10 protein-coding genes and 1 tRNA gene are annotated in these 17,581 nt (G+C 70.4%); 7 read left to right on the forward strand and 4 right to left on the reverse strand.

All coding sequences use genetic code 11. The annotated features are described in order from the left end of the window. Nucleotides 1-16: 16 nt before the first annotated feature. A complete protein-coding gene (locus ACW9TB_RS31310; protein ID WP_472751696.1) occupies nucleotides 17-1,354 on the reverse strand; it encodes an MFS transporter in 1,338 nt (445 codons plus the stop codon). Between the two features lie 243 nt (nucleotides 1,355-1,597). Between ACW9TB_RS31310 and ACW9TB_RS31315 the strand changes: the two genes are divergently transcribed. The 3 genes from ACW9TB_RS31315 to ACW9TB_RS31325 all read left to right on the forward strand — a co-directional run bounded on the left by ACW9TB_RS31315 (nucleotide 1,598) and on the right by ACW9TB_RS31325 (nucleotide 8,006). Beyond that, entirely contained in the window at nucleotides 1,598-3,328 is a 1,731-nt protein-coding gene (locus ACW9TB_RS31315) for an ABC transporter family substrate-binding protein (protein ID WP_472751697.1), read from the forward strand. An 80-nt stretch (nucleotides 3,329-3,408) separates the two neighbouring features. Next, nucleotides 3,409-3,801, forward strand: a complete 393-nt coding sequence (locus ACW9TB_RS31320; RefSeq protein WP_472751698.1) for a DUF3224 domain-containing protein — start codon at nucleotides 3,409-3,411, stop codon at nucleotides 3,799-3,801. Nucleotides 3,802-4,355: 554 nt separating this feature from the next. Next, the gene (locus tag ACW9TB_RS31325; protein WP_472751699.1) at nucleotides 4,356-8,006 is read left to right on the forward strand and encodes a CARDB domain-containing protein; all 3,651 of its coding nucleotides are present in this window, start codon (nucleotides 4,356-4,358) and stop codon (nucleotides 8,004-8,006) included. Nucleotides 8,007-8,596: 590 nt separating this feature from the next. Here the strand turns inward: ACW9TB_RS31325 and ACW9TB_RS31330 are convergent. Beyond that, nucleotides 8,597-8,669: transfer RNA gene (locus ACW9TB_RS31330), tRNA-Ala, on the reverse strand. A gap of 358 nt (nucleotides 8,670-9,027) precedes the next feature. After that, nucleotides 9,028-10,584, reverse strand: a complete 1,557-nt coding sequence (locus ACW9TB_RS31335; protein WP_472751700.1) for a vWA domain-containing protein — start codon at nucleotides 10,582-10,584, stop codon at nucleotides 9,028-9,030. Between the two features lie 234 nt (nucleotides 10,585-10,818). On the opposite strand from ACW9TB_RS31335, the gene ACW9TB_RS31340 reads away from it, so the two are divergent. Then, complete coding sequence (locus ACW9TB_RS31340) at nucleotides 10,819-12,603, forward strand: asparagine synthase-related protein (RefSeq protein WP_472751701.1); 1,785 nt, start codon at nucleotides 10,819-10,821, stop codon at nucleotides 12,601-12,603. Continuing rightward, on the forward strand, nucleotides 12,600-13,475 hold the full coding sequence (locus tag ACW9TB_RS31345) for a DUF6597 domain-containing transcriptional factor (protein WP_472751702.1): 876 nt from the start codon (nucleotides 12,600-12,602) through the stop codon (nucleotides 13,473-13,475). Before ACW9TB_RS31340 ends, ACW9TB_RS31345 begins: the two co-directional genes overlap by 4 nt. Before the next feature lie 2 nt (nucleotides 13,476-13,477). Here the strand turns inward: ACW9TB_RS31345 and ACW9TB_RS31350 are convergent, their stop codons facing one another. Further along, nucleotides 13,478-13,960 carry a rhodanese-like domain-containing protein gene (locus tag ACW9TB_RS31350; RefSeq protein WP_472751703.1) on the reverse strand — a complete coding sequence of 161 codons (483 nt, stop codon included), beginning with the start codon at nucleotides 13,958-13,960 and terminating at the stop codon, nucleotides 13,478-13,480. Nucleotides 13,961-14,174: 214 nt separating this feature from the next. Here ACW9TB_RS31350 and ftrA point away from each other — a divergent pair, with 214 nt between their 5' ends. Both ftrA and ACW9TB_RS31360 read left to right on the forward strand, forming a co-directional pair. Next, entirely contained in the window at nucleotides 14,175-15,248 is a 1,074-nt protein-coding gene (gene ftrA, locus ACW9TB_RS31355) for a transcriptional regulator FtrA (RefSeq protein ID WP_472751704.1), read from the forward strand. A 716-nt stretch (nucleotides 15,249-15,964) separates the two neighbouring features. Then, nucleotides 15,965-17,512 (forward strand): hypothetical protein, encoded by a 1,548-nt coding sequence (locus ACW9TB_RS31360; protein ID WP_472751705.1) that lies wholly within the window; start codon nucleotides 15,965-15,967, stop codon nucleotides 17,510-17,512. Nucleotides 17,513-17,581 lie beyond the last annotated feature (69 nt).

The raw sequence follows: 17,581 nt of genomic DNA on the forward strand, positions 1-17,581 counted from the left end.
GTCCCGCCTCGTTCTCTCACGCCTTCAAGGATGCCTGCTCCTCCGTGGTGGACTCCCCCACACTGGACTCCCCCACACTGGACTTCCCGGCGATGGACTTCCTGGTGATGGCGACCGACATGACGGCGGCGGCGAGGCAGAGGAAGCCCGCGACGTACCAGGCGAGGTCGTAGGCGCCGAAGTGGTCGCGGGTCACTCCCGCGGCGACCGCGGCGATCGCGGCGCCGACCTGGTGGGAGGCGAAGACCCAGCCGAACACCACGGCCCCGTCGGGACCGTAGATCTGGCGGCACAGGGCGACGGTCGGCGGGACCGTGGCCACCCAGTCGAGGCCGTAGAAGATGATGAAGACGAGCATGCTGGGCTCGGCGGTGGCCCCGAACAGGCCGGGCAGGGCCATCAGCGACAGGCCGCGCAGCCCGTAGTAGGCGCCGAGGAGGATGCGCGAGTCGACCCTGTCGCTCAGCCAGCCGGACGCGACGGTGCCGACCACGTCGAAGATCCCGACGAGGGCGAGCAGTCCCGCGGCGGTCGGCTCGGCCATGCCGTGGTCGTGGGCCGCGGGGATGAAATGGGTGCCCACCAGGCCGTTGGTGCTCATCCCGCAGATCGCGAACCCCCCGGCGAGCAGCCAGAAGGGCCGCGTGCGCGCCGCGCTCCACAGCACGCCGAGGGCGCGGGAGGCGGCGCCCCCCTTCCGTACCGGCCGGATGACCGGGGGCGCGGCGGGGTCGGCGCCCAGGGCGGTGGTGCCCACGTCCTCGGGCCGGTCGCGCAGCAGGAACCAGACCAGGGGAACCACGGCGAGGGCGGCGACGGCGACCGTGACGGCGGCCGACCGCCAGCCCCTGTCCGCCGCCAGGTGGGCGAGGACGGGCAGGAAGACGAGCTGCCCGGTGGCGCCGCCCGCGGTGAGCACGCCGGTGACGAGGCCGCGGTGGCGGACGAACCAGCGTTCGGTGAGGGTCGCGGCGAAGACCAGGGCCATCGAGCCAGTACCGAGGCCGACCAGGACGCCCCAGCAGAGGACGAGCTGCCAGGGGGCGTTCATCAGGATGGTGAGCCCGCTCCCCGCGGCGACCAGCAGCAGGGCGTACGTCACCACCCTGCGCATGCCGAAGCGGTCCATGAGGGCGGCGGCGAAGGGCGCGGTCAGCCCGTAGAGCATGAGGTTGACCGAGACGGCCAGCGAGATCGTGCCCCGGGACCAGCCGAACTCCTCCTGGAGCGGTGTGATCAGCACGCCGGGCGTCGCCCGGAACCCGGCCGCGCCGAGGATGGCCACGAACGCGACTCCCGCCACGATCCAGGCGCGGTGGATCCTACGTTCGGGCGCCCGAGGAGTCGTTGTCATGCGCTTCATAATCGAGGGGCGGCACACCACTCCACGAGTGGCCCGAGCGCCAATAACCGCAAGAATCAGGCCAGCTCTCGGAGAGCAAGATCACCATCTCACATATTGGGTGAATTCGCTCAAAGGTTATGTTTTTCCTATTCTCCTGATCTGAGGGCCTCGCGTCCGGCATGGTCACGGAGGGCCGCGACGCCTGACCGGTACGGGGACGACCGGGGACCTGGCGATCGAAGGGGTGGTGCCGTGTTCCACGCACGAAGGCCGGGAAGGTTCACGGCGCTGCTCGCGGGTGGCGCGCTCCTGCTGGGCGCCTGCGCGGACATCGAGCCGGTGGACGACCCCGCCGCCTCGGGGTCGGCCCCGCCGAGCGAGACCATCACCTACGCGTACGAGCAGGAGTTCCACTCCTACAACAACAACACCACCGCGGAGAACGCCATCCGCAACGCCGCCCCGCTGCAGCGGGTGCTGACGGGCTTCTGGTTCTACGGCGACAAGGGCGCGATCACCCCCGACAAGGACTTCGGGACGTACGAGAAGGTCTCCGACGACCCGCTGAGCGTCAGGTACACCATCAACGACAAGGCGGTCTGGTCGGACGGCGTCCCGATCGACTGCGACGACGTCATGCTGTGGTGGGCCTTCCGGTCCGGCAAGGTCAGGGGCTTCGCCTCCGCCGACACCACCGGCCTCCGGGACACCCGGGTCCCCGGCTGCGCGAAGGGCGGCAGGGAGTTCACCCTGGTCTACGACAAGCCGTTCGCGGACTGGGTGGCCGGAGGTCCCGGCGCGACCGAGATGATGCCCGCCCACGTGATCGCCAGGCAGGACGGCCTGTCCGAGGAGGACTTCATCGCGGCGATCAGAAAGGGTGACTCCAAGCGGATCGAGAAGGGCGTCAAGTTCTTCAACGACGGCTGGGTCTCCGAGGGCAGGCTGCCCGACGCCGAGCTGATCCCGTCCTCCGGGCCGTACAAGCTCTCCAAGCTCGACGCCGGGCAGCGGCTGACCCTGGTCGCCAACGACAGGTGGTGGGGCACCCCCGCCGCGACCCCGACGATCGTCGAGCGCTTCATCACCCTCGACGAGCAGGCCCAGGCGCTGCAGAACCGCGAGGTCCAGATCGTCGAGCCGCAGCCGGGGCCCGACGTGCTCAGGCAGCTGCAGTCGCTGCGGGGGGTGGAGGTCGGCCTCTTCGAGAAGTACACCTACGAGCACCTGGACTTCAACTTCGACTCCAGCCCGTTCCGGGACAGGAGGCTGCGCGAGGCGTTCGCCAAGTGCGTGCCCAGGCAGCTCATCGTCGACACCCTGATCGGGCCCGTCTCACCCTCCGCCAAGCCCCTGGAGGTCCGCACCGTGGCCCCGTTCCAGGCCAACAGCGCGGCGGTCGTCGCGGCCAGCGGCAGCGCGGGCGTGTACGCGCGGCAGGACATCGCGGGCGCCAGGGCGCTGCTGCGGGCGGCGGGCAGGACGGGCCTGGAGGTCAGCATCGGCTACCAGACCCCGAACCCGCGCCGTACCGCGGCGGTGCAGCTCATCATCGACGCCTGCAACAAGGCCGGTTTCAAGGTCGTCGACAAGGGCTCCGAGGACTTCCTCGGCACCGTGATGCCGAGCAACGGCTACGACGTGGCCCTGTTCGCCTGGTCGGGCTCCACCCTGGTCAGCGGCTGGGCCTCCAACTTCACCTCACCCGGGAAGTGCGACGCCGAGAACAAGGGCAACAACAACGGCTGCTACTCCAGCAGGCAGGTCGACCGCCTCATCGCGAAGCTGAACTCGACGGTGGACCTGGCGGCCCAGAACCCGATCATCGGCGAGATCGAGAAGCGGCTCTGGCGCGACCTGGCCACCATCCCGCTGTTCCAGCACCCGGGCCTCAGCGCGTGGGACGAGACGCTCCAGAACGTCGTCCCCAACCCCGCGCAGTCGACCATCACCTGGAACATGGACAAATGGAGCCTCTCATAGCGGATCCATATCTGACATGAGGTGACAGGTACGGTCGCCAGGATGGGCTCAAGATCCGAAATTCCAGCAGGGAGCCCCATATGCCTCGCGCCACAGGAACCTTCACCATCGACAGCTGGGAGCCGCAGCCCTACGACGAGGCGGAGGGGGCCACGCTCTCCCGCGTCCACATCGTCAAGACCTTCGACGGCGACCTGGCAGGTACCAGCACCTCCGACATCATCACCGCGATCGCCCGCGTCGAGACGTCGGCGGCCTACGTGGGCTTCGAGCGCTTCACCGGCACCGTGCACGGCCACAAGGGCACCTTCGTGCTCCACCACACGGCCACGGACCACGCCGGGGAGCCGGTGCTGAGCTGGACGATCCTCCCCGACTCGGGCACCGGCGAGCTGCTGGACATCCGGGGCGGCGGCCAGATCGTCAACGACGACGGCGCCCACTCCTTCCACCTCGACTACGAGCTGGGCTGACATTCCCCGTACGAGGCGGGCTCAGCACTCCCGTACGCACCGAGCTGAGACCGACACCCTCGTACGCACCGAGCTGAGAAGGACACCCCCCCCCGCGCGCCGACGGACGGCAGGCGACGCGCGCGGGGGGTGACCCACCGCCCCCTTTCCCGCCATCAGGTTGGCGAGCCGACGTCCAAGACCGGTGTCCACGCCCCGGTTGTCGTCCGTAAGCCGGTGTCCACAACCCGGCACCCACGCCCCGGCGCTCACAGACCGGTGTCCCCTCCCGGCCCCCGCGCCCCGGCGTTCGACGGCCGTTTTGACGTCTTGTCACATCTCGCGTCGAGCCAGTTGAGAAAGCTGCTTCCCAGCCGTTGACGCGCCCGTAGCACGTATGTAACATTTGGCCAACGCCATGCAAGAATATTGCAAACTCATGTTCATTTTCTTGCTATTCCTCGCAACTCTCCAGGGATGCACTGCGTCGTGCACCTGCCCCCCATTACGTGTGCGGTGAAGGTCTGCCTTCACGCCTCGGCCCTGCCGTGCCTGACGAGAGAAGAAGAGCGCGAATGAGAATGCTGTACAGATCGTTACGGCTGGTGGCGACCATGGTCGCCGCCGGTTTACTCCTCGTCGTGGGGTCGGTCGTCCCGGCCTCCGCCGCAGCCGGACCCAACCTGTCGCCGGGAAAGGCGACCCTGGCCAGCAGCTCCACGGGCGGGCAACCGGTGTCCGCCATCAACGACGGAAACCCGTCCACCTACTGGGAGAGCGCCAACAACAGCTTCCCGCAGTGGGCGCGGATCGACCTCGGCACCGCCACGAGCGTCGAGCAGATCGTCCTGAAGCTGCCCCCGCCGGCCGTCTGGCAGACCCGCACCCAGACGCTCTCGGTCCAGGGCGGCGCTGACGGCAACACCTTCAGCACGGTCGTGGCCTCGGCCAACTACACGTTCAACCCGGCGACCGGCAACACCGTCACGATCAACTTCGGTGCCGCGTCCCACCGCTACTGGCGCGTCAACATCACCGCCAACACCGGCTGGCCCGCCGCGCAGATCTCCGAGTTCGAGATCTACGGCGCCGCCGGCACCGGCGGCGACACCCAGAACCCGTCGGCCCCCGGCAGCCTCTCCTACACGCAGCCGGCCACCGGCCAGATCAGGCTGGCCTGGAACGCCTCCACGGACAACGTGGGCGTCACCGGCTACGACATCTACGCCAACAACCAGCTGCGGGGCAGCGTCGGCAACGTGCTGACCTACACCGACAACCAGCCCGCGTCGGCGACCGTGACGTACTTCGTGCGGGCCAAGGACGCGGCGGGCAACCAGTCGGCCAACAGCAACTCCGTGACCCGCACCGGCACCGGCGGCGAGCCCGGTTCCAACCTGGCGATCGGCAAGGAGATCGTCGCGTCCGGCCACGTGCACTCGTTCGTCGCCGCGAACGCGAACGACAACAACCTGGCCACCTACTGGGAGGCCAACTCCGGCGCGTTCCCGAACACGCTGACCGCCAAGCTCGGCGCCAACGCCAGCGTCAGCTCGGTCGTGGTGAAGCTCAACCCCGACTCCGCGTGGGGCACCCGTACGCAGAACATCCAGGTCCTGGGCCGTGAGCAGAACGCCACGGGCTACACCAACCTGGTGTCGGCGCAGAACTACACGTTCAACCCGGCCTCCGGCGGCAACTCGGCGACGATCACCTTCAGCGCCACCGTCGCCGACGTCCAGCTGAGGTTCACCAGCAACAGCGGCGCGCCCGGCGGGCAGGTCGCCGAGTTCCAGGTCTTCGGCGTCCCCGCGCCGAACCCCGACCTCACGGTCACGAACCTCTCGTGGACCCCGGCGTCCCCGAGCGAGGCCAACGCGATCACGCTCTCGGCCACGGTCAGGAACGCGGGCACCGCGGCAGCTCCCGCGGACAGCGTCAACCTCAACCTCGACGGCACGGTGGCCGGCACCGTCGCCATCCCCGCCCTCGCGCCCAACGCCACCGCCACGGTGACCCACAACATCGGCACCCGCGGCGAGGGCAGCTACACGGTCAGCGCCAGGGTCGACGCGGACAACTCGGTCTTCGAGCAGAACGAGGGCAACAACACCCTCACCGCGCCGTCCCCGCTGGTGGTCTCCCAGGCTCCCGGCCCCGACCTTCAGGTCCTCGGCGTCACCTCCAACCCGCCGAACCCGGCCGTCGGAGCGCCGGTCACCTTCACCGTGTCGGTGAAGAACCGGGGAACCACCGCGACGGGCGCGACCACGGTCACCCGCGTGGCGGTGGGCGGCACCACGCTCAACGGCAACACCGCGTCGATCGCCGCGGGCGCGACGGTCAACGTGGCCGTCAGCGGAAGCTGGACCGCCACCAGCGGCGGCGCCACCATCACCGCCACCGCCGACGCGACCAACGTCGTCACCGAGACCAACGAGAACAACAACACGTTCTCGCAGTCGATCGTGGTCGGGCGCGGCGCGGCCGTCCCGTACGTCGAGTACGAGGCCGAGTCCGCCAGCTACCAGGGCACCCTGCTGGAGACCGACCCGCTGCGCACCTTCGGGCACACCAACTTCGCGACCGAGTCCTCGGGCCGCAAGTCGGTGCGGCTGAACAGCACCGGCCAGTTCGTCGAGTTCACCTCGACCAACGCCGCCAACTCGATCGTGGTCCGCAACTCCATCCCCGACGCGGCCGGTGGCGGCGGCATCGAGGCCACCATCAGCCTCTACATCAACGGCACCTTCTCCAGGAAGCTGACCCTCTCCTCACGCCACAGCTGGCTGTACGGGAACACCGACGGCCCCGAGGCGCTGACGAACACTCCCCAGGGCGACGCCCGGCGGTTGTTCGACGAGTCGAACGCGCTGCTCTCGCAGAGCTACCCGGCCGGTACCAAGTTCAAGCTGCAGCGTGACGCGGGCGACACGGCCTCGTTCTACATCATCGACCTGATCGACCTGGAGCAGGTGGCGCCGCCGACGAGCCAGCCGGCCGGCTGCACCTCGATCACGAACTACGGCGCGGTGCCCAACGACGGTCTCGACGACACGGCCGCCATCCAGCGGGCGGTGACCGACGACCAGAACGGCGTCATCAGCTGCGTGTGGATCCCGGCGGGCCAGTGGCGCCAGGAGCAGAAGATCCTCACCGACGACCCGCTGAACCGGGGTCAGTTCAACCAGGTGGGCATCAGCAACGTCACGATCCGCGGCGCGGGCATGTGGCACTCGCAGCTGTACACCCTGACCGAGCCGCAGGACGTGGTGGGCGGCATCAACCACCCGCACGAGGGCAACTTCGGCTTCGACATCGACAGCAACACCCAGATCTCCGACATCGCCATCTTCGGCTCGGGCCGCATTCGCGGCGGAGACGGCAACGACGAGGGCGGGGTGGGCCTGAACGGCCGGTTCGGCGAGAACACCAAGATCACCAACGTGTGGATCGAGCACGCCAACGTGGGTGCCTGGGTCGGCCGCGACTACGACAACATCCCGGCCCTGTGGGGTCCCGGCGACAACCTGCAGTTCAGCGGGATGCGTATCCGCAACACCTACGCCGACGGCATCAACTTCACCAACGGCACGCGGAACTCGCGGGTGTTCAACTCCTCGTTCCGCAACACCGGTGACGACGCCCTCGCGATCTGGGCCAACCAGGCGGTGAAGGACCGGGTCGTCGACAACACGCACGACAACCACTTCGTCAACAACACCATCCAGCTGCCCTGGCGGGCGAACGGCATCGCGATCTACGGCGGTTACGACAACTCCGCCGAGAACAACCTGATCTACGACACCATGAACTACCCGGGCATCATGCTGGCGACCGACCACAGCCCCCTGCCCTTCTCGGGGACCACGCTGCTCGCCAACAACGGCCTGTACCGCACGGGTGGCGCCTTCTGGAACGAGGACCAGGAGTTCGGGGCGATCACGTTGTTCCCCCAGGGCAACGAGATCCCCGGGGTCACCATCCGTGACACCGACATCCACGACTCGACCTACGACGGCATCCAGTTCAAGACGGGCGGCGGCAACATGCCGAACGTCGCGATCACCAATGTGCGGATCGACAAGTCCAACAACGGAGCCGGGATCCTGGCCATGAGCGGCGCCCGCGGCAACGCGATCCTGTCGAACGTGACCATCACGAACTCGGCCGACGGCGACATCGTGCGGCAGCCGGGAACGAGCTTCGTGATCACCGGCAACTGACCCTCCCGACAGGTGCTCCGGCCTGACCCCCCAACCGGCGCACCTGGAAAACGACCGGCCATGTGGCGTGCTCCCCGCGGAAACACCGGGAGCACGCTCATGGCCGGTCTCGTCGTTCCCGGCGGGCACCGCCCGAGCGCCGCGCCTCCCGGGTGAACGACGAAGGGACCCGGCTCACCCGGTGGGCGGTTCTCCCTCTTTTTGGGTGACCGGCCTTTTTGGGTGACCGGCGGCCTCGGGCGGAGATCCCTCCGGCCCCGGGAAGCCCGCGCGGGACGGCGGTGGCGTCCTCACGGCGAAAGCGTCCTCACAGCGGTGGCGTCGCGGTGGCGTTCTCACGGCGAGAACGTCCTCGCGGCGCCCTTACAGCGGTGGGCCCTCGCGGCGGCGTCCTTACGGCGGTGGGTCTTCACGGCAGCGGTGGGTCTTCACGGCGGTGGCTTTTTCACGGCGGTAGTGGCCATCACCCGGGCCGAACCGGTCGGCCCGGCGGCCGGAGGACTCCGGAAACGACGAGATCCCGCCCGATCATCATGATCGGGCGGGATCTCGTCTGACGCCCTTCAGGCCGTTTCGCGAACGGCCCGACGTGGAGCTATGGGGATTCGAACCCCAGACCTCCTCCATGCCATGGAGGCGCGCTACCAGCTGCGCCATAGCCCCTCGGATGTCATCCGATCGCCTCCGGGGCGAGCCCGGCGACCACGCCAGTGTATAGGAAATCACCCCGCACCCTGTAACCGCCGCGACGCCGTCCAAGATCCGGTCACCGGACAGAACCGGCGGCCCGGACCGGCCTCCAGGCCCGGCCCCACCCTGCCACCTCACACCCGGGACCCGGCCACCCAACCCGGCTTCACTCCGCCACCTCGCGCCCAGGGCCCAGCCACCCCCAACCCGACGGCCCGAACCCGCTCCGCTCGCACCCAGGACCCGGCCACCGGGCCGTACCCGGTGGCGCGGGCCGCCCGGAGGGCCGGTTCGCGGGAACCGGCCCTCCGGTCACGGTGTGTACGGGCGCCTACCTGAGCGACGTGGCCTTCTCGATCAGCCCGGCGAGCTCGGTCACCGCGGGGTCCTCGGTGGACGCGGCCAGGCGGGTGGCGTGGGCGGCGAGGTCATCGGGGGTGGCTCCGGCGACCCTCTCCCCGGTGCGGAGATACTCGGCGAAGCCCGCGGCCACCACGTCGACCTGGAACCTCGGCGTGGACCCCTCCCACGGCGAGGCCGCCAGGTCACCCGCCGCGAGGGAACGGGCGGCCTCCGCGGGGTCGCGGGTGTCGGGGTCCTGCCAGCGTACGGTGGCGGTGGCCAGCTGGCCCGACGCCCCGTCGCGCAGCCGGATCTCGTACAGGGCCGTCACCGAGTGGCCGGGACCGATCTCGCCGCCGTCCTTGGTGTCGTCACGGAAGTCCTCGGTCGCGATCTGCCGGTTCTCGTAGCCGATCAGGCGGTAGGACTCCACGACCGAGGGGTTGAACACGACCTGCGCCTTGGCGTCGCGGGCGCGCAGGTCGATGTTGGTGGCGAGTTGCTCGACGAAGACCTTGCGCGCGTCGTCGACGGAGCTGACGTAGACCGCGGCGCCGTCGCCGTTGTCGGCGAGCTGCTCCATCAGCTCGTCGCCGTAGTCGCGGCCGACGCCGACGCACAGCAGGGTGATCTTCTTGGCCGCGGCCTCCTCGACCCGGGTGAGGATGCCCTGCCAGGTGGTGTCGCCGACGTTGGCCAGGCCGTCGGAGAGCAGGATGACGCGGTTGACGGCCACCGGCCTGAAACTCGCCGCGGCCTCGGCGTAGCCGCTGGTCAGTCCCGCCTCCAGGTTCGTCGACTGCTGTATGGCGAGGCGTTCGACGGCGGCGTGGAGCCTTTCCCTGTCGGTCGCCGGGGCCATGGAGAGGACGACGTCCGCCTCGTCGCTGAAGGCCACGAGCGAGACCTGGTCGCCGGGCCCGAGCTGGTCGACGAGCTTGTGCAGGGCCTCCCTGACCAGGTCGAGCCTGCCGGGTTCGCCCATCGAGCCGGACACGTCCACCACGAAGGTGAGGTTCGCCGGGCGCCGGGCCTCCGCGCTCGCCCTCCGGGTCTGCAGGCCGACGCGAAGCAGCGCGGTGCCGTTGCCCGGCGTGCGGGAACCGTCCATGTGCACGGTGAAGCCGTCGTCCTCGGGCTCCGCGTAGTCCTGTACGAAGGAGTTGACGAACTCCTCCGGCCTGACCTGGCCCGCCTCCGGCAGCCTGCCCTCGGTGAGGGCCCGTTTGCTGTAGCCGTACGAGGCGGTGTCCACGTCGAGGGCGAAGGTGGAGATCTGTTCGGCGGAGGTGTCGCGCCGCCGGGCGGCCTCGGCCCGGGGATCCTCGGCCCCGGTGGTGGCCCGTGCTTTGGAGTCGGTCTCGGTCTCGCCGGGAGCCCGCTCCCCGGCGCCGGGGGCGGCGTCCCGGGGCATGGACGGGACCGCCTTTCCGGATGATTCGGGCATCGGCTGGCCGGCGGGGGTGCTCTCGCCCGAACCTCCGCAGGCGGCGGCGAGCATCAGGGCGAGCACGGCGAGAACGATGGCGATCGGACGTGACTTCATGTCGCCTCCTAGGGATGCGTGTCATCCCCTACGACGACTCCTCCCTCGGGTCCGCCGGGAGCTTGACCCAAGCGAGCGCAAACCGTGTTCGGCACGTGATCGGGGTTTCCGGGCCCGGTGGCCGCACGTCGAACGTACGTCGAAGCCGTCGCGCTCACGGTGAGTACATGACGGCCACGCTGTCGAGTCGAACTCACAGCTATCTCGAAAAAACACGACATAGGATCCTGCACCATGCGCGTGTACCTCGGCCTCGCGGCCAAACACCCGGGAGCCGGAATACCGGAGGCGATGCTGCACACCGTCAGGGGCGCGATCGACAGCGCGTTCCCCGTACCGCCCGAGGTCATCAGGTCCCGGGAGTGGCACCGTCCCGGCATCGCCGTGTTCGCCTGGACCAACGAGCCGGACGACTCGCGGCGGCCTCCCCTGCTGGAGACCGGGCACGACAGGGTGACCGGGGTGAACGGTTACCTGGCGGCGCCGGACGACGTGAACCGGCTCGCGGCCATGCCGGTTCTCGACACCGAGGCGGTCGGCGGGTGCTTCTCCGCGTTCCGGGCGACCGAGGGCGAGCTGTCGGCCGCCACCGCGATCCACCGGGTCTGCCCGGTCTACTACGCCGAGACCCCCGACGCGCACGTGATCGGCAGCCGGGCGCTGCTGGTCCACCTCGCGGGCGGCGGTGACCGGGTCGAGTGGGATGTGCTCGCGCTGCAGTCGATGGTGAGGCAGGGATACTTCCTGTCGGACGAGACCCCCTACCGGGGGGTGAGCGCACTGCCGCCGTCCTCGTCGGTGACCGTCAGGGACGGCCGCCGTACGATCACCACGACCCCGCTCCCCTCGGCGGTGCCCGCGCCCACGTCGCGCAGGGGGAAGAAGGAGCTGGTCGGCGAGCTGGCGAGCGCGCTGCTCGCGACGGTGGAGCCGCTGCGCGCGGCCGGGCAGCCGGTGAACCTCGCCCTCACCGGCGGCAGGGACAGCCGTCTGATCGCCGCGACCCTGCACGCGGCAGGCATCCCGCTGCGCGCGACCACCAACGGCCTGGACACCCATCCCGATGTGATCATCGCCGGTCGGGTCGCCCGCGCGCTCGGCGTCGAGCACACCGTCATCCCCCCGGCCCGCACCGGGAACGCCGAGAAGAAGGACGCGATCGTCGTCGAGCACCCCCTCGCGCGGGCCTACGAGACGCTGCGCGCCTGCGAGGGCATGACGTCGGCGTACGAGTCGATCGTCGGTTATCTCCCGTACAGCGCCAAGCCCACCATGTCGGGGCAGAGCGGAGAGATCCTGCGGGCCGGGGGTCTGCTGCTGCTCCAGACCGACCTGACGGAGAAGGCGCTGCGCCGCCGGGCGGACGTGACCTTCCTGCGGGACCCGGCGCTGTTCACCGACGAGGCCAACGAGCACGCCCGCGAGCTGGCCGGGCCCTGGCGGGAGCGGGCTCCGCTGGAGGCGCTCGACCACATGTACATCTCCTACAAGGTCGGCCGCTGGCACGCGGGATCACGGGCGGGCTCGCTGCGCAGGGGCGACCAGATCTGGCCGTTCCTCGACAACCGGGTGGTCCGCGCCGCGCTGGGCCTCGACCAGACCTGGCGGCTGTCGGAGGAGGTCATCTACGAGTTGCTCGGTGTCCTGGCCCCTTCGCTCAGGGACATCCCGGTCGAGGGCAAGCCGTGGCGGTTCACCGTGGGGCGGCGCTACTACCCCTGGCAGCGCAGGCCGCAGGCGCCGCTGACCGCGCCGAAGACCGGCGGGGGTGGCTGGAACTGGCGGACCAGCCCGGGTGTGGAGCTGACCGGCCTGCTGCGCGACCACGTCCTCGGCCGCCTGGACCTGCTGGCGCCCATCGTCAGGCCCGACGAGGTCCGCAAGCTGTTCGCCGAGCCCGCCCTGAAGAAGCCCAACCAGGCTTGGCACCTCTACACCGTGGCCACCATGCTGGGCGGCGAGTATCCGGGCAAGGAGCCGCAGGGCCTGCCGGGAGTTCACATCCCCATCCCGTCATGAGCCGCCCGGCCGCCTCCCTCGATGGGAGGAGGGTGCCCGCCGACGACACCCGGGGCATCCTGAACTTCGGGGCGGCCCGGTTCCGCTACGGGCGCCACGCGTGCCACCCGGCCCTGGCCCCCTTCGTCGAGCACCACTGGATCGTCCGCTGGGACCTGGACGAACCGTACGAACAGCGGATCGTCTCCCATCCGTCGGTGAACCTGGTCTTCCACGAGCACGGTTCCCGCGTGGCCGGGGTCATCACCGGTGACTACCTGGAGGTCCTGACCGGCACCGGGGTGGTGGTCGGCAGCCGCTTCCGGCCCGCCGGTTTCCGTCCCTTCCTCGGCGCCCCGCTCTCCACGATCACCGATCTCCTCACACCGGCCTCCCAGATCTTCGGCCCGGACGCCGACGCGGTGGTCCCGGCCGTACTGGCCGCCTTCTCCACTTCCTCCGCCTCCCTTGCTTCCTCCGGCTCCTCCGCTTCCTCCGCTTCCTCTGCTTCCGATGAGGAGGCCCTGCGGGCGCTGGAGGGGTTCCTGCTCGCGCGGCTCCCCGCCCGCGATCCCGTCGCCGAGCGGGCGGCGGACCTCGTCGCGAGCGTGCTCGCCGACCCGGCCATCGTCCGCGTCGGCGATCTGGCCGCTCTGCACGGGATGAGCGTCCGGCACCTGCAGCGGCTGTTCAGCGACTATGTCGGCGTCTCCCCCAAGTGGGTGATCCGCCGCTACCGCATCCACGAGGCCGCCGAGCGGGCCGGGCCCGCCACCGACTGGTCACGGCTGGCCGCCGATCTCGGCTACAGCGACCAGTCCCACTTCACCCGTGACTTCACCGCCGTCATCGGTCTCTCGCCCACCGCGTACGCCCGACGCCTGGCGGGGTGACGTCAGCAGGCGCAGGCGATGCCGGAGACCGGCGCGGTCAGGGCGTCGACGGGGCGGCGGGACACGCCCTCGGCGGTCTCGACGGGGAAGCCCTCCCTGGCCCAGTACTCGAAGCCGCCGAGCATCTCCTTGACCGGGTAGCCGAGTCCGGCGAACTCCAGCGCGGCCCGGGTGGCGCCGTTGCACCCCGGCCCCCAGCAGTAGGTCACCACGGTCACCCCGGCGGGGACGATCTCGCGGGCGCGGGCCGCGATCAGCGCGGTGGGCAGGTGGACGGCCCCCCGGACGTGGCCCTGGTCCCAGCTCTCCCGGCTCCGGGAGTCGACCACGACGATGTCCGCGACCCCGGCGGCCAGGTCGGCGGCGACGTCGGACACGTCGGTCTCGAACGCCAGCCGGGCGGCGAAGTGCGCCAGCGCGTCGGCGTTCCCCGCGGCCGGTACGGCGGTGACGGCGGAGAGGGAGAAGGGAGCGGTGACAGACATGGGTGGCCTTTCAGACGACGGTGACGGGAGCGGGGGTGGAGGGTGGGCACCCCCGCGTGGTGGTGCGGGTCATGGTGCCCGGCCCATGTGGCACCGGTTAGGGGCCCCGGCTCGGACGACGGTGGCGGTCGCGGTGCCTGACACGAGCAATGGTGCCGCTCGGCGTATCGGCACCGACAGTGGCACGAATGCCGCTTATCGCTAATATCACGCCATGCTCATCTCGCCGCCGGTGCTCCGCGCCACGCGCCCCACCGTCTCCGTGCTCGCCTTCGACGGCATGTCCCCCTTCGAGCTGGGCTGCGTGGTCGAGATCTTCGGCATCGCCCGCCCCGAACTGGAGATTCCCTGGTACGAGCTGTCGGTCTGCGCGGAGAGTCCGGCCGACCTGCGGGTCACGGGCGGATTCACGATGCGGGCGGAGCACGGGCTCGACGTGCTGACAGCCGCGGACACGGTGATCGTGCCCGGGGTCGCGGACGTCCACGGCGAGGTGTCCCGCGCGGTGGTCGCGGCGCTGCGGCGGGCCCGTGACCGGGGGGCACGGGTCGTGTCGATCTGCTCGGGGGCGTTCGCGCTGGCCGCCGCCGGGCTGCTGGACGGCAGGGAGGCGACGACCCACTGGAGGTACGCCGAACTGCTCCAGCGAAGGTTCCCGCGGGTCAAGGTCGATCCGGACGTGCTCTACGTGGACGGTGAGGACGTGCTGACCAGCGCGGGCAGCGCGGCGGGGCTGGACCTGCTGATCCATCTGGTACGCAAGGACTACGGGCCGGGCGTGGCCAACGAGGTCGCGCGAAGACTCGTCATCCCCCCGCACCGGGAGGGCGGGCAGGCACAGTTCATCCAGGCCGCGGTCGCCCCGGTGGAGGACGGCGCCGCCCTGGCGGCCGCGATGGCCTGGGCACTGGAACACCTGGCGGAACCCATCACGATCGCCGCTCTCGCGGAAGCCGCGCACATGTCCCGGCGTACGTTCATCAGGCACTTCGGGCGGCAGACCGGAACGAGCCCGCTGCGCTGGGTGATCTCCCAGCGGGTCACGGCCAGCCTGGCGATGCTGGAGTCCACCTCCGCGCCGGTGGAGGAGATCGCGTCCGCGGTGGGCTTCGACAGCGCGGCGACCTTCCGGCACCACTTCACCCGGGCGATGCGCACCTCCCCCTCGGCCTACCGGCGGGCTTTCCGCGTCCCGGCACCGGCCGGCCACGCGAATTCGCCCGGATTCGAGCAGCGGATCCGGGAGCCGGATCCGGCCACGGAACCTTGGTACGAAACAAGCCCTTAACCTAGTTTATGTTTTATCTTATTGTGGTTCATTTATCCGACTAATCATGACAATAGAGATGTTAGGACTTTATATAGATATCTAAATGCGTGGATTGCAAAGAAACGCGCAGCCTCCATCAAGCTTCCATTCCGGATTCGAATCACACTTCTCCCGCCTATCTCCCGGGCGCCCCAAGAATGGCCGTGCGGCGTTTTCTCTCAATAGGAAGGGAGAGACAACGCACGTGTCTACTTTCATGAAACGGACCCTTGCGGGCGGCGCGCTCGCCGGGGCCGTCCTTCTCTTGCACTCCCCTGTCCCAGTTTCAGCCGATTCGCAACTTCAAATGTCGGCACAGGCTCGCCACGACGAAATCCGATCCGTCGAAAGCGTGCAAGGCGACCCCTGCCCTGTGCTGCTCTCCAGCATTTGCACGAACTTCGTATCCCTGCCCACTGTGATCCGCAGCAGGGATCTCGTACCCACCGGAACGATCATCCACAAGGGGCTGCAGCCCACCGCAAGCGATGCGATTTACCTCCCGCTGTGCAGGTGGCTGGGTCTGCCAAGCTTCCTCTGCCGGATTCCCGACGGGATTCAGGGCCCACCCGGTCCCCCGGGACCCCCGGGACCCGCGGGTCCCAGAGGCCCGGTGGGCCCCCGCGGCCCCGCAGGCGCGAACGGGACCAACGGCGCCGCCGGTCCCGCGGGACCGGCGGGCCCCGCAGGCGCCAATGGCGCACCCGGACCGGAAGGACCAGCAGGACCCGCGGGCCCCGAGGGACCCGCGGGCGCTAACGGCGCACCCGGACCCGAGGGACCAGCAGGACCCGAAGGACCCGCCGGGCCGGAAGGACCCGCAGGACCGGAAGGACCTGCCGGACCTGCGGGCGCTGACGGCGCACCCGGCCCCGAGGGACCCGTCGGACCGGAGGGACCTGCGGGACCTGAAGGACCAGCCGGACCCGCAGGCGCCGACGGCGCCGATGGCGCGCCCGGCCCCGAGGGACCAGCCGGACCGGAAGGACCCTCAGGACCTGAAGGACCAGCCGGACCTGCAGGCGCTGACGGCGCACCCGGACCCGAAGGACCAGCAGGACCCGCAGGCGCCGATGGCGCACCCGGACCCGAGGGACCCGCAGGCGCTGACGGCGCACCCGGACCGGAAGGACCCGCAGGACCAGCGGGCGCCGATGGCGCACCCGGGCCGGAAGGACCAGCAGGACCCGCAGGCGCCGATGGCGCACCCGGACCGGAAGGACCAGCAGGACCCGCAGGCGCCGATGGCGCACCCGGACCGGAAGGACCAGCAGGACCTGAGGGACCTGCCGGACCTGCGGGCGCTGACGGCGCACCCGGACCCGAGGGACCAGCCGGACCCGAGGGCCCCGAAGGGCCTGAGGGACCTGAGGGACCCGCAGGACCGGAAGGACCTGAAGGACCCGAGGGACCTGCCGGACCAGCGGGCGCTGACGGCGCACCCGGCCCAGAAGGACCAGCAGGACCCGAGGGACCAGCGGGCGCTGACGGCGCACCCGGACCGGAAGGACCAGCCGGACCCGCGGGCGCCGACGGCGCACCCGGACCCGAAGGACCCGCAGGACCGGAAGGACCCGCAGGACCCGCAGGCACTGACGGCGCACCCGGACCCGAAGGACCCGCAGGACCCGAGGGACCAGCCGGACCGGCGGGCGCTGATGGCGCACCCGGACCCGAAGGACCAGCCGGACCCGCAGGCGCCGATGGCGCACCCGGACCCGAAGGACCCGCAGGACCCGCAGGCGCCGATGGCGCACCCGGACCCGAAGGACCCGCAGGACCCGAGGGACCAGCCGGACCGGCGGGCGCTGATGGCGCACCCGGACCCGAAGGACCCGCAGGACCCGAGGGACCAGCCGGACCGGCGGGCGCTGATGGCGCACCCGGACCCGAGGGACCAGCCGGACCCGCAGGCACTGACGGCGCACCCGGACCCGAAGGACCAGCAGGACCCGAGGGACCAGCGGGCGCTGACGGCGCACCCGGACCCGAAGGACCAGCAGGACCCGAGGGACCAGCGGGCGCTGACGGCGCACCCGGACCGGAAGGACCAGCAGGACCCGAGGGACCAGCGGGCGCTGACGGCGCACCCGGACCCGAGGGATCAGCAGGACCCGCAGGACCTCCGGGACCCGAGGGACCGGCAGGGCAGGAAGGCCCCGCAGGCGCCGACGGCGCACCGGGACCCGAGGGGCCAGCAGGACCCGAGGGACCGGCGGGACCCGCAGGCGCTGACGGCATAGCCGGGCCCGAAGGACCCGGTGGCCCGCCTGGACCGGAAGGACCCGCAGGACCTCAGGGTCCCGTTGGAC

This window comes from Streptosporangium sp. H13245 (assembly GCF_055690525.1).

Coding starts and splice junctions, on each gene's coding strand:
- ACW9TB_RS31310 (WP_472751696.1), bottom strand. CDS start 1,354: ATGACAACGACTCCTCGGGCGCCCGAACGTAGGATCCACCGCGCCTGG.
- ACW9TB_RS31320 (WP_472751698.1), top strand. CDS start 3,409: ATGCCTCGCGCCACAGGAACCTTCACCATCGACAGCTGGGAGCCGCAG.
- ACW9TB_RS31325 (WP_472751699.1), top strand. CDS start 4,356: ATGAGAATGCTGTACAGATCGTTACGGCTGGTGGCGACCATGGTCGCC.
- ACW9TB_RS31335 (WP_472751700.1), bottom strand. CDS start 10,584: ATGAAGTCACGTCCGATCGCCATCGTTCTCGCCGTGCTCGCCCTGATG.
- ACW9TB_RS31340 (WP_472751701.1), top strand. CDS start 10,819: ATGCGCGTGTACCTCGGCCTCGCGGCCAAACACCCGGGAGCCGGAATA.
- ACW9TB_RS31345 (WP_472751702.1), top strand. CDS start 12,600: ATGAGCCGCCCGGCCGCCTCCCTCGATGGGAGGAGGGTGCCCGCCGAC.
- ACW9TB_RS31350 (WP_472751703.1), bottom strand. CDS start 13,960: ATGTCTGTCACCGCTCCCTTCTCCCTCTCCGCCGTCACCGCCGTACCG.
- ftrA (WP_472751704.1), top strand. CDS start 14,175: ATGCTCATCTCGCCGCCGGTGCTCCGCGCCACGCGCCCCACCGTCTCC.
- ACW9TB_RS31360 (WP_472751705.1), top strand. CDS start 15,965: ATGGCGCACCCGGACCGGAAGGACCAGCAGGACCCGCGGGCCCCGAGG.